12 protein-coding genes and 1 pseudogene are annotated in these 12,295 nt (G+C 32.5%); 4 read left to right on the plus strand and 9 right to left on the minus strand.

Going from position 1 to position 12,295, the window contains the following annotated elements:
- Positions 1-888: 888 nt before the first annotated feature.
- The 3 genes and pseudogenes from ILT06_RS29590 to ILT06_RS29600 form a co-directional block, all read right to left on the minus strand.
- Positions 889-2,016 carry a Ger(x)C family spore germination protein gene (locus ILT06_RS29590; protein ID WP_222655823.1) on the minus strand — a complete coding sequence of 376 codons (1,128 nt, stop codon included), beginning with the start codon at positions 2,014-2,016 and terminating at the stop codon, positions 889-891.
- Entirely contained in the window at positions 2,016-3,116 is a 1,101-nt protein-coding gene (locus ILT06_RS29595; RefSeq protein WP_222655824.1) for a GerAB/ArcD/ProY family transporter, read from the minus strand. Before ILT06_RS29595 ends, ILT06_RS29590 begins: the two co-directional genes overlap by 1 nt.
- Positions 3,103-4,601, minus strand: a pseudogene (locus ILT06_RS29600) (spore germination protein). The gene ILT06_RS29595 and the pseudogene ILT06_RS29600 overlap by 14 nt, the downstream one beginning before the upstream one ends.
- A gap of 466 nt (positions 4,602-5,067) precedes the next feature.
- Between ILT06_RS29600 and ILT06_RS29605 the strand changes: the two are divergent.
- Positions 5,068-6,111 (plus strand): Fic family protein, encoded by a 1,044-nt coding sequence (locus ILT06_RS29605; RefSeq protein ID WP_222655826.1) that lies wholly within the window; start codon positions 5,068-5,070, stop codon positions 6,109-6,111.
- Between the two features lie 337 nt (positions 6,112-6,448).
- On the opposite strand, the gene ILT06_RS29610 is transcribed toward ILT06_RS29605, so the two are convergent.
- A complete protein-coding gene (locus ILT06_RS29610) occupies positions 6,449-7,090 on the minus strand; it encodes a recombinase family protein (RefSeq protein WP_222655832.1) in 642 nt (213 codons plus the stop codon).
- A gap of 376 nt (positions 7,091-7,466) precedes the next feature.
- Between ILT06_RS29610 and ILT06_RS29615 the strand changes: the two genes are divergently transcribed.
- Together ILT06_RS29615 and ILT06_RS29620 are read left to right on the plus strand one after the other, a co-directional pair.
- Positions 7,467-7,679: a hypothetical protein gene (locus ILT06_RS29615; protein ID WP_085313397.1), complete on the plus strand. Its 213-nt coding sequence runs from the start codon at positions 7,467-7,469 to the stop codon at positions 7,677-7,679.
- 475 nt (positions 7,680-8,154) lie between these two features.
- Entirely contained in the window at positions 8,155-8,505 is a 351-nt protein-coding gene (locus tag ILT06_RS29620; RefSeq protein WP_222655827.1) for a hypothetical protein, read from the plus strand.
- Between the two features lie 374 nt (positions 8,506-8,879).
- Here ILT06_RS29620 and ILT06_RS29625 read toward each other — a convergent pair whose 3' ends face one another.
- From ILT06_RS29625 to ILT06_RS29635, 3 genes are all read right to left on the minus strand, one after another.
- Positions 8,880-9,785, minus strand: a complete 906-nt coding sequence (locus ILT06_RS29625) for an Rpn family recombination-promoting nuclease/putative transposase (protein WP_085313399.1) — start codon at positions 9,783-9,785, stop codon at positions 8,880-8,882.
- A 368-nt stretch (positions 9,786-10,153) separates the two neighbouring features.
- The gene (locus tag ILT06_RS29630) at positions 10,154-10,462 is read right to left on the minus strand and encodes a hypothetical protein (RefSeq protein ID WP_222655828.1); all 309 of its coding nucleotides are present in this window, start codon (positions 10,460-10,462) and stop codon (positions 10,154-10,156) included.
- 68 nt (positions 10,463-10,530) lie between these two features.
- Complete coding sequence (locus tag ILT06_RS29635; protein WP_222655829.1) at positions 10,531-10,821, minus strand: ArsR/SmtB family transcription factor; 291 nt, start codon at positions 10,819-10,821, stop codon at positions 10,531-10,533.
- 151 nt (positions 10,822-10,972) lie between these two features.
- On the opposite strand from ILT06_RS29635, the gene ILT06_RS29640 reads away from it, so the two are divergent.
- The gene (locus tag ILT06_RS29640; RefSeq protein WP_086396172.1) at positions 10,973-11,251 is read left to right on the plus strand and encodes an HU family DNA-binding protein; all 279 of its coding nucleotides are present in this window, start codon (positions 10,973-10,975) and stop codon (positions 11,249-11,251) included.
- Between the two features lie 113 nt (positions 11,252-11,364).
- On the opposite strand, the gene ILT06_RS29645 is transcribed toward ILT06_RS29640, so the two are convergent.
- Together ILT06_RS29645 and ILT06_RS29650 are read right to left on the minus strand one after the other, a co-directional pair.
- A complete protein-coding gene (locus ILT06_RS29645; protein WP_222655830.1) occupies positions 11,365-11,805 on the minus strand; it encodes a hypothetical protein in 441 nt (146 codons plus the stop codon).
- A 113-nt stretch (positions 11,806-11,918) separates the two neighbouring features.
- A partial coding sequence (locus ILT06_RS29650; protein WP_374453762.1) for a CPBP family glutamic-type intramembrane protease occupies positions 11,919-12,295 on the minus strand: 377 nt, incomplete at its 5' end.

Below are 12,295 nucleotides of genomic sequence, written 5' to 3' on the forward strand. Positions count from 1 at the left end.
TGTATTACAAAGTTTATCAATATAGATATTACGGGTGTGCGTCATATTTTAAGAAATTAAAATACACGGTATACGTTGTTTACATATTAGTTCGGTTGGACCATCTGTCCCTAAAAAACTAATTTCTGATTAAAAGGACGTGCATTTCATTCTATTTAATTTTATTGCCAACAGACTATGCCAATAAAACTGTTCGTTTTATTATTTTTATTATTATTCATATTGTTTTGTTCTGGCACAAAGGTATTGAAATACCAAAAGAGGAAGGCGGATTCCTAGACACATTCTAAGAATTAAAGATGCATTCAATTAGAAGGGTTCTCTATTTATAGCGAATCCTTCTGTTTTTTTGTAAATAATGACGAATCAAACGTTTGTTTGAAAATTACGGTATGGATTTATGAGTATAGCTAGGGAACAAAAAAAAGCTGCATAATTTTTAAAATAAAACTCGTTAGAGTTTATTTAGCATGCGTATTTTTAAGAATAACCAATATGTTGAACAGTTTTTAGCTGTTTTGAAGGGAACCCCATTTTATTTTCGTTCTTAAGTTGATGGGCATGTATGGTGCCCATCAACTTAAGAAAAGGCGAAGTCTTCAAAGAGACTCCGCCTTTTCAAAGTACAATGAACTTCAACAATTACTAGCTATTTCCTGAACATTGCTCCTCATTTACCAACCTGTTTATGCTTTTTTCAAACTTTGCAACAGAACCGGTTTATTATACAGTCAATGACGAAAAAGTTATCGGGGTTATGAAAGTAATTGAATTGTCGTGTTATTGGGTTCTGGTGCAAAAAACAAAGAAACTTGAAAATGATTTTTTGGCACCAGAAACATATTTTTTCGTAGCATTAAATATGTAATGAGAGTGTAGAGCTTAACGCTAATGTCGTATTGTTCCAGTATCTTTTATTGTAATATGTGTATTCACATGTACTTTTGCCTTTGATAAAGCATATACCCAATTAGCTTTCACCTTCTTCCATTCATTATATTGAAAGGCTCTCGCGTATAAAGATAACCCAATTGGATCAATTTTGTTTTTTTGCATATCCTGCAACATGCCTTGCAATTTTTTGTCGAGTTCTTGCTTAATTTCACGCTCCAGTCTACTTATATGTGTATTACCCTGTAAACGATTTTTAGTTACGCCCTTGTTGGTTTTTTCAATTAAAGCTATATTCAAATTCACATCTATAGTAAATACAAATTTACCTTTTTGAAAATCTACATTTATTTTTCTCTTTGCATTTTGCACCAAAACAGATGTATTTGACTTTTTATCAGACTTTTTTGGAGAAAGAACAAGGTGTAGTATCATTCGACCTGCACTCTTCGGCTTATATATTAGATTGAAAAATTTAACATCTTTTTTAGGGATTTTAGCTATATATTTTCCTTGTTGGTCTAAAAATACGATTCCTACGGTATCAATTTCATTTTTAATTTTTTTAATAATTGGGACTGTCTGTGTCATGCCCTGTTCATTCTTTTCTCTCATTAATTGTTGAATAGTAGAAGGAACAGACTGATTATTTTGAATAGCGGATTCGATTACGCCGCTTATATAAGATGAAAGTGCCGGTTTATCAGGTCTATTAATTTTAAAAATTTCTTCTGCTGATCCATCAACAAGCACCACTTTAGCATTAATAGTAGCGTAAGGATCACGATAAGAAGAATCGAGTGCTTGTATCCAATTTTTTTCTTGCGTAAATTTTTTCCCAATTAATATCACTTCAGCCTTTGATGAGGTTACATAACCTGTTAATTTTGTATCCATTTTGCTAAATCCATCATATATAGTTGATGCTTGAACCCAATGCTCAGCAGTACTTTTTTGCTTCTCATGATGAAAAAGAGGTATACTTGTTCCCACTTTCATTTCTCCGTTAGAAGTTCTATCTAAGGCGATTAACAGAATTAAAGAAGCTTGTTCTAATGGAATTCTCTGACTACATCCAGTTAAATATATAAAACAGATTACGCCCAATAGCCATTTTCGAATCATTATTGTTTCCTCCTAGTAGCCCAATTAAAAAGAATACTGTAAACAAAGAGAAAAACGGGGAATACAATAAAGAAAATGATATTTAAAATATCCATAAAAGAATAAATAAATACAATACTATTCACATTGGGATTAAAATACATGAATACCCCGCTAAGTAATATGGCAGAAATAACAATAATCCAATAACGTGAACTTCTTCTACGTATACTGGTTATAGAATATATAGCGAAAAATAAATATGGATAGATTGTGGTAGAAAACACAATTAAATAGTAAGCAATATAGATGATTTCTAATCTTTCTAAAAACGAAAAACTAATACCCTTTAATAGGTGAAATACCGGCCAAATCACTTCTTTTATACCTTCCGGACTAAAGTATATATAAGTAAGAATAGTAGCATATAGGTAGAAAAACATGGTTCCTGTATTCGCTATAAGTATGCCTTTTATCGCTTTATGTTTTTTTTGTAAAAACGGGTAAATAAAATATGCAATTTCTAAGCCAGCATAAGGGGTAATTGTTTGTTTCATTGCTTTCACAACAGGATATACACCTTCTTTTAAAATGGGTAACAAGTGTAAGGGATTGTAATTACTTTTTAATGAAAAAAGGAGAAATATTGGCATCCAAGCGGTAAAAAAGAAAACAAGCATAGAATAACTAATGATGGCTCGTATTCCACTCCATGCTAAAATAATAAAAGGAACAAGTAATAATATGACGATTTGATAGGAGGCAGTAGAAGGGAAAATCCATACTTTTACAATATCAGTTGCTTTTAATAAAGTATTAAATCCAGCAAAGAATAAATACAAGGCATATATAATAATAAGTGTTGTTCCTAAGTATTTACCAAAATATTGTGTTAGAATGTGAAAGAAATTTTGATTTGGATTTTTTTGTAGCACCAATACTATGAGCATCCCAATTATAGAGGTTACCATCCATCCCAAAACGATAGAAATCCATCCATCTGTGCCAGCAGTATTGGCAAGTGGACTTGGCATAATTAACATACCTGATGCAAGTTGTAGAGAATGAATGAAAACAATATACTCAAATAAAGTTATGTTCCGAAAACTAAGATTTCCCATGTGAACCACCTTTTTTTAATTTTCCTTCTTTTTTTGTTTCGGTTGTCCTGTACTAGAGCGGGTAGTAATCTTAGAAATAGGAAACCTTATAAAAGAATCTTTTAATTCCTGTAAACGAAAAGGGGTGATTGGTAGCCCGTAAGGTGTACCGTAAGAGGTTAGTGTAACAAAATGAGCAAATAAGAGCATCATCCCACTAACAATACCCACAATTCCATAAAAGTAGGCAAATAGCATCATGGGAAAACGAATAAGACGAATGCAACTTGATAAATCATAGTTAGAAACAATAAACGATGCAATGGCAGTAATAGACACAATTATAACCATAACATTACTCACAAGCCCAGCTTGAACGGCTGCCTGTCCAATTACAATTCCCCCAACTATGCCAATTGTTTGTCCAATCGGTTGAGGGAGACGAATCCCAGCTTCACGAAGCATTTCTAATGTAATTTCCATAATAAAAGCTTCTACTAAAGGGGAGAAGGGAACTTTGATTCTTGACGTTGCAATAGAAGTATATAGATCTAAAGGAATAATTTCAAAATGGAATGAAACCATTGCAATATATATCGCGGGTAAAAAAATAGCTATAATAAATCCTAAAAAGCGTAATAAGCGAAAAAATGATGCAATGAGCCAATGCACATTATAATCATCGGGAGTCTGAAAAAAACCAATTAAGTTCATCGGAACAATCATTGCACTAGGAGATCTATCAATTAAAATTGCTACTTTTCCATCAAGAATATGATGGGAAATGGCATCTGGACGTTCACTTAAATAATCCTGTGGAAAGGGAGTCCAGTTTTGATCTTTTGTAAAATTGGATAATTCTCCTATGCTCAATACTGTATCAGTTTTGATTTTACATATTCTTGTTTCTACTTCCTGTACCACATCCTCGTTTGCCACATCGCCTAAGTAAAGTAAATATACAGAAGTGGTAGCCCGTTCTCCGATTGTCAATTTCTTAATTTTCAACTCAGTAGATGGAATATACCTTCGTATTAGACCTATGTTTTTAGAGGCATTCTCAATAAATCCATCATGAGAGCCTTTAATAGTAACTTCTGAAACAGGTTCCTGAATTGCCCTTTCTGCCCACCCTTTTGTATTTATGAGAAGAGCTTTCTTTTCTCCTTCCATAAATAGTACACATTGCCCCTCAAGCAGCCCTTCTTTAATTTCGTCCCATGTATATACTGTTTTAGTATAAGTAGCAATAATATTAGAATTGAATACTTGTATGTCTTCATTTACTTCTTGTAGTAATGGTGTAACGACATTTCCTTTTAATGCCACACCGTCTGTAAGGCCCTCAAAATAATATAGTAAAATATTCGTTTTTGTTTTTAATTGCAAAGGCTGCTCAACCAAATCGGCACAGATATCAAAGATTTTTTCTATTTTATTTTTAAGTCCTTGTAAATTATGAGTGTGGATAGTCTGGGTTTCTATGGTCTCTTCACTTAAAGGCATGATATACACTTCCTTTATTTATAGCAGTTTAGTCTTTATATTATTTTTTATATTATTAAATTTTATTCATTAGTCCTAATCGATGTAAGAGGAACATTAAAGGCAAATGAGTTAATTCTACTAAAAATAAAGTACACCTATAAATTGATAAACTAATTACATAGTCAACAATAATATTAGTACTTTACTTTGTTTACTTATGGAAGGGGGACAATCAAAATTGTTCAAGATGTATCTGTTCAGGAAAGCGCTTTAGATTTATGCACTGAAGAGTTTATGGTGATGGGTATGTATGGTGAGCCCTTATATAGAATAATTTATCACCTCAAGCTTGAATAGAAACATAAATTCAGAAGTAAATTAATAATCAATTATTTAGTAGTAATATCGTACAAACTTATTGTAAAATCTTTTTAAGAGTAGATTAATTTATATAGTAACACTTAAGGAACAATGGAGGTATTAAATGAGAGATTTTTTTGAAGATAAATACTTAGATATAGAGCTACAAAGAGAACTTTTAAAATTAATAAGTGAAATTAGTGAATACAAAGGGAAAATATCCGCTTATCAAGAGAGAAATCCTGATATATTCAATAATTTGGAGAAAACTATCCCCCTGCATTACTTAAAAAACTTTAATAGTGTTTTTCTGGATATAAAAGTTCCAAATAAAAGGTTAAAAGAACTCATTTTGAACGGCATGTTACCCAAAACAACAGAAGAAGATGCCGTATTTTGTTATTATCAAACACTATCTCTTGTACAAAAGAAGTTCTATGATCTCCCCACTAATCCAGAAACCATACAAGAATTACATTTTCAATTAATCCATTATATTACTTCTGATAGTGCAATGTGGCGTGAAAAAGAATTTATTGTCCCAGTCGTTCCAGAATATGGGATGTATTCTAGTAGCTATCGACCTCTTTCACGGAAGCTTATTCCCAAATCTCTGGAACAATTATGTGAGCAATATAATATATTAGAGGCGAATAAAGAGTTCCATTCACTGATACTAATAGCTCGATTTTTGTTGAATTTCTATTGTATTCTCCCTTTTAATCAGGGAAATCGAAGACTCGCATTCATATTGATGCAATTATTATTAATGAAAAATGAACATACATTTATAAAATATATATGTTTAGATAAATATATAACGAAGCATGAATCAAAATACTATGAATCAATCTTTAAATCTTCAGTTAATTGGTATTGTAGCGGGCATAATATCAGCTTTTGGTTGAAAATATTCTTAACAATTATATTAGATGCATATCGAGATTTGCATCTAATTGTTCAAGGTTCTATATGCAGGCATACTAAAATTGAGCGAATCAAAAATTATATATTAAAACAAAAAAAATCTTTTACTAAAGAAGATATTCGTGGTGTTTACCCAGACATAGCCGAAAGTACAATCAGTAAGGCATTAGCTTCTTTCCAGTCCCTTGGTCATATAAAGCTAGTTTCAAGAGGAAGAAATGCTCAATGGATACGGATTTAATGGTTCTGGTGCAAAGATATTGAAATATCAAAAGAGGACGGCGGATTCCTAGACACATTCTAATAATTAAAGATGCATTCAATTAGAAGGATCCGCTATTTATAGCGAATCCTTCTGTTTTTGTACAAATAATGACGAATCAAACGTTTGTTTAAAGATTAAGGCATGGATGTACCCTGTTTGATATGTGTAATAGCAATCCCGACCTGTCAAGGGAATACCCTTAACAGGTATTACGTCTTCGCCAAATTTTGCAAGACACGGCCTATGGACGTTAAAGTACCAAATGTGCTTCTTATATAAATAGGAAGAAACTCAATTTTATCCTTTCTCAAAACTATTCACTTTTCGCAATATGCTTTGTTTTTTCGTGCGCTTCGTACTCTTTTACTAACTTATAAAAAGAAGAACGCTTTATATCATATTTTCTCATCGCTCCGACCGCCGTAATCTTTCCAGATTGCCATGCCTCATATGCCTCAATGAATTGTTCCGTAATTTGTACAGGTGGTCTTCCTAAATGTTTTCCTTGCTTCTTTGCTAATGCAATCCCTTCTGCTTGTCGTTGTTTGATATCATTCCTTTCTTTTTCTGCAAAGGCAGAAAGAATGGTAAGGGTTGCTTTTTGTACAGCCTGTTGAATGACATCATTTGTACTTTCACCATTATAATTCACATTAATAAATGGTTCTTTAATAAATTGTAAGTTAATTCGCTGTTGTTCGTAATATCTAAATTCTTCTAGCACATCATTCATACTACGCCCTAGCCTCGTTAAAGAATCAAAAACAATTGTATCCCCTGTTCTAGCTAATCGTTTTAACATTTGATAATTTTCTCTTTTCATATTTTTACCGGATTGTTTATCAATAAAAATATCTCGATCTTCTATTCCTAGATGCTTCATATTCTCAATCTGACGTTCTTCGTTTTGGTCTTTACTGGAAACTCTGACATATCCAAACTTTTTATTTTGCAATTCTTTCACCTCGAACACAATTATAGCCTATTTACATCTGTAAAGGTGTATAAAAATTAAAGACATCTGTAAAATAAAAATACAACTTTTATGGACATGGTTTTCCCTATGTTTCTATATGTCTGTAAAAGTGTACCTTTACGAACTGCTAGATTTGTTCTTTGCTTAAAAGAAACATGACCGTAAAAAGAAAATTGTACGCTAAGGAAGCTTTTTACATGAAAAAGATGATTCTTTTTATAGTGGGTTTCTTTATCCTAACTAGAAATTATTTATCAATATCTATTTAGGAAGAAATTTGGAGGTATTTGTAAAAAGAAAAAGAATGTTTATAATTGCTAGATAAAAAAATTAAAAAATGTAGGAGGATGTTAAAATGGAAAAAACAATGATGGTAGGTACAACAAATATGATGATGTCTATGGAAAAAATGATGTGTGAAATGAAGTGTATGAAGATGATGATGAACAACATGATGCAAATGAATGTAAACATGGATAAAGCTATGCATAATACAATGCATGAATGTGATGAAATGATGACTTCTACTATGTCTATGATGAAAGCTATGAAAGAGAAATGCTGTTAAAACATATTGGTATTTCATTCCGTATGGCACATGGTCTTCTATATGGTTTTTAGCTGTCATATATGAATAGAAGACGGGTTCGATATTGACCCGTCTTTTTCGTTTGTAGACCTCACCTGAGGTAAGGTAACATCGCCATCAAGCTAAGGGGAACAAAATATAAAAATGTGTAAATTCCCTTTTATAGTACTTCAATAAAAAGAGCTGTACGAAAAAAATGGAACAACCAAATAGAAGCAAAGAAGTCGGTGAAAAAAAACAAAAACAAGTTCGAGTACAGAAGAAAAATGAGATTGGAAATATCCAGCTAAAATGAAATAATAAATTGAAAAGTTGATTCATACAGTTATATAATAAAAATACACCTTTTTGAAATTCAGTCGAGGAAGTTGGGGAATTAAGTATAATCATGTCCCCAACTATCTATTATCTACTACTATATTGCACATGAAATGCAAAAGGAAGTGCTATGTACATGATTTTCTTATATCGATTTGATTTAAAGGAGAATGGAATTGATTTTGTTTTAAATGAACAAATAGCTGCGGATATGATTCCAGTATATGAAGAAAAGTTACGACCATTGGTAGCATTTTTAGCTGAAACGCTATGTTTATATCGTTCACTGAGTAAATATCCGACCATTTTAACGGGCGAAATACTGGAGAATGGTGAAATAGAAGTGATGTTAAGTGAAGGATTAGGGCAATGTATAGATGCATATACAAAGAATCAAATTATCTTTGAAAGCGGAAAATGTATTGCAGATATCCTAATACAAGTCATGGATTATCATACGAGTAAATCATTGAAAAGAACTCATTGATGAAATAGAATAATATAAAAGAAGCCTATCTTTTGAAAATATTTACTTATATTTCCATATAAAAAAACAAAGTGATATATACTTACTCCCTTCTTTTGCTAGCAAGTAACTTTATTTTTAGGCAATCAGTTCTTGTATAGGGCTCTACTGATAAAAAGACCGTGGAACATGAAACATACGAAAAGCTCCCTGATTTGTTATACAAATTAGGGAGCAAAAGGTAGTACAGTATATCGGTTACGCTAATTATAACATAACTGGATTTATTCGGTCTATTTTTTTCTGAATATTTAATTTATTTTTCGGTATTAGTTCTTCAGGTTCAGATGGCCCTGAAGAATCATCTAACCTTTTGAAAAAGTGTATCGTACACTTTACTTGTCTAGAATATGGCGTATTTCCGATATATCCATATTCGTAAACTTTGCAATATCTTCTATATCCATGCCATTTTTATGCATGCCCTGGATTAGTTGGATTTTCCCTTCTTGAATGCCTACTTCTTTTCCTTTTTCCATACCTTCTTCTATACCAACCTCACGAGCATGTGCTAATTTAGCTTGTTCATCAAATAACACTTTTTCACGTGCTTCATATGCGAGACGGAAAGAACTACTCTGACTCATATTTTCCCATTTGTGGATTGCCTTCTGTAACATTGGATCTTGTTTCATGGCGATATCCTCCAGCGTGTGGGTCAAATGTTCATCTTCATGCGCTGGTAACAAAAGTAACCAACGAGCGAATTCATTTTCCCACGGATTAATTTTTTCTTCTCTCCATTGCTGTAGCAATTTCGGAATTTCAATGAAATGGATTTCCAAATCTTCGAGTAACACTTCCTTGTGTTGTTGACTCCAAAATTGTCCGACTGTATGCATGTCATCATATTGAGGAAAGAGATCAAAATCTAATAAATTAATCGCAATCGTTTTCCGTAAAGAACGATAGGGCATCCCTTGCTCTAATTGAGATGTATACAGTTTACTCCAATAATACAGGGAACGTTTTACTATCTCTTGTGTATTTCGCAACTGGATTTCCACATTTACCTTGGTCTCATCTTGAAGTGTAGCTAATATATCTAGTATGGATAATTTATCTTCTTCATATTCTTTATGTAAATGTGGGTCTTCAATTTTTAAGGATACAATCGGTGTAGATAAGGATTCATGCAAGATTGCATTTAAAAAAGAAATCAGTAATTCCTCTTGTCCTTGTACACCAAATAATTGCTTGAAAGCAAAATCGACTCTCAAATTGACTAAAGGTTGATTCATAGAGTGAGTCACCTTTCTTTGTGTGTATTCTATCTCTATTGTAGCGGATACGGAAGAGAGGGCGCAACCCTTGATGATTGTTTAATGGTGATTATTATTTATTAAACAGTGTGGTACGTGAAATTATGTGTATTTTCAACTAAATATGCATATAACCCTGCATACTCAGCTTATTTGTTCTTAATTACGTTAAACACTTTTATTAGCTGATATGTAGCGTTTAACGTTTTTTACATGGAAATGGATTCTCTCGGTTGTTTTCTTTCGTTAAAAATCAATCTGAGCGGTCGTTTTTAAAATTCTTCACAAAAAAATAGGCGTTTTATCTGTTTTTTAGAACATAATGTATACGTAGTGACCCATCTGGATTAGAGATGAATCGTCAAATAAGAGGAATAATCATATACTGCTCGATGTTTCAATTCTTCATACGTGCATAATTTTTGCTTATCAAATAATTTCGGATGCTGCTGTCTATAGTATCCGAACAATTCTTCTCCATTTTTCCGTATACGATACCGACGCGTTTGTCTGATTGTACCTGGTATTTCTTCAGGAGCAAACTGTTTAAGTATTTGTATTGCTTGTGAAGATGGGATTTCCTTCCCTGTTACATAGAAATGAATAAAGATGAGTTCTTTTATTGTTATATAATTGTAATGTGAATTCTCGCCCATAGAAGAATCCCTTCCTCGCTCATTATTTTCATCCGTACATGACTAGGCATGTAAACGAATCTATCTGTTTAGCCTAGAAGTATCTTCAGTGTTTGTTTCACTTTTTCATCGTCCACTCGATAAAATACTTCTAATCCTTTTCGCTCATATGCTACAACTCTATGTGATTTTAACTTGCCAAGATGTTGTGAAACAGTGGATTGTGGCATGGCGAGATACCGTTGTAATTCAGAAACATTTAATGAAGTTTTCTTTATTAATTGATGTACAATTTGGAGACGGACAGGGTGTGCTAATACCCTTAATACTTCTGCAATACGTTCTAATTTATTTGGCTCCGTGTAAAAGGCATTTTTCATCTTTTTTTCCTCCCCCATTCCTTTTATACAGAGTATTCCCTCTGTATAATACAATTTTCTGTTATAAAATTTACATCTCACAAACTATCTTGCACCATTACATTTACAACTTTATAATAAAACAAGTATACATTACAATAAGAGGTGCCTTATGAATAAATCAGAATTAATCAAACAAGTCGCAATACAATCTGAACTAACAAAACCACAAGCAAGTCTTGCTGTAGATGCAGTATTAGAATCTATTCAACATGCTCTACAAAATGGGGAACATGTACAGCTACTTGGCTTCGGCACATTCGAAGTAAGGGAACGTGCTGCCCGTGAAGGACGCAATCCACATACTGGTGAAGCTCTTACAATCCCTGCGGGAAAAACACCTGCCTTTAAAGCGGGGAAATCATTAAAAGAAGCTGTAAAATCTAAATAATATTTCTTTAACAGTAGCATGAATTCTAAGGATTTCATGCTACTTTTTTATTTTATAAACGAATGGTAAAAATCGCATGTTCCTCACTTTTTAATTTCACAAAAATTATAGTTTTAATCGAATATGCTATTTAGGAAACTTTGTTCTACAGAACTATACGAAGCCGTTTTTTCATCCCATTCTAACTCGATTTCTACCATTTCTTCTCTATTCAGTACTGTATTCTCAGGATTACGATGCTCAATCCATTTTATTTTTTCTGGAACATCTGGTATAAATAATGCTGTAAAGTAAGCTCTCCTTAATATCGTTGCCAATTGAGAGCAACGATCTCCTACTGGTCGAATATCATTCCCATATATCACAAATCTTGCAAAGATTCCATTTGCTAAATCTTTATCCGTACGAACATAAGCTTCTACAGGAAAGTGCTGTACTTCGCGTCCCTCTGATTCCAAGGATATAGGTTGTCCTGTAAAATAAGGAAGTTCAAACTTATATTTTCCTGAATAGACATGCTGGGTCATTGGTACTTCTACAATTTTCTTAAACATCAGAAATCCCCCTTAGTTTTTAGTTTCCTTAACACAATTCCCTTTTAAATAAATGGAATTTTCATACTATATAATGAGTGTTCCAGTTCTTTCATTCGTTACATGAACCAATTTCATCCGAAAACTCCCCACAGTATCAATATCAAATCATAGTAAACATGTAACCAATATGCCATGTGTGCATTCCTATATTTAGCAAACAATAAAAGATGGGTTGTAGATGGTATTCCAATCATTAAAATACACTGTAATGTGTTGAATTGATATGCCGTAAGGTGCATCATCCCAAAAGTAATTCCTGCTAACAGCATAGATACAATAACTATTACTTTATTGCTTGTTTTAATGTATTTCATGCACTTATACCAAAATAACAAGAATGAAATGAACATAATATTTTCACCCAATAATTGAATGAACACTCCAGGAATACCCAAAAGTATTTCTTGCTCACTCTTTTTATTCATCACATTTGTGACTGGGTTAATTG

Origin of the sequence: Bacillus sp. 17RED48 (genome assembly GCF_019837545.1) — a bacterium.
Taxonomy (GTDB): Bacteria; Bacillota; Bacilli; order Bacillales; family Bacillaceae_G; genus Bacillus_A; species Bacillus_A wiedmannii.

Excerpts from the sequence above, each read along its gene's own strand:
- ILT06_RS29605 (WP_222655826.1), top strand. The coding sequence starts at position 5,068 with ATGAGAGATTTTTTTGAAGATAAATACTTAGATATAGAGCTACAAAGA.
- ILT06_RS29595 (WP_222655824.1), bottom strand. The coding sequence starts at position 3,116 with ATGGGAAATCTTAGTTTTCGGAACATAACTTTATTTGAGTATATTGTT.
- ILT06_RS29635 (WP_222655829.1), bottom strand. The coding sequence starts at position 10,821 with ATGAAAAATGCCTTTTACACGGAGCCAAATAAATTAGAACGTATTGCA.
- ILT06_RS29620 (WP_222655827.1), top strand. The coding sequence starts at position 8,155 with ATGATTTTCTTATATCGATTTGATTTAAAGGAGAATGGAATTGATTTT.
- ILT06_RS29645 (WP_222655830.1), bottom strand. The coding sequence starts at position 11,805 with ATGTTTAAGAAAATTGTAGAAGTACCAATGACCCAGCATGTCTATTCA.
- ILT06_RS29630 (WP_222655828.1), bottom strand. The coding sequence starts at position 10,462 with ATGGGCGAGAATTCACATTACAATTATATAACAATAAAAGAACTCATC.
- ILT06_RS29625 (WP_085313399.1), bottom strand. The coding sequence starts at position 9,785 with ATGAATCAACCTTTAGTCAATTTGAGAGTCGATTTTGCTTTCAAGCAA.
- ILT06_RS29590 (WP_222655823.1), bottom strand. The coding sequence starts at position 2,016 with ATGATTCGAAAATGGCTATTGGGCGTAATCTGTTTTATATATTTAACT.
- ILT06_RS29615 (WP_085313397.1), top strand. The coding sequence starts at position 7,467 with ATGGAAAAAACAATGATGGTAGGTACAACAAATATGATGATGTCTATG.
- ILT06_RS29640 (WP_086396172.1), top strand. The coding sequence starts at position 10,973 with ATGAATAAATCAGAATTAATCAAACAAGTCGCAATACAATCTGAACTA.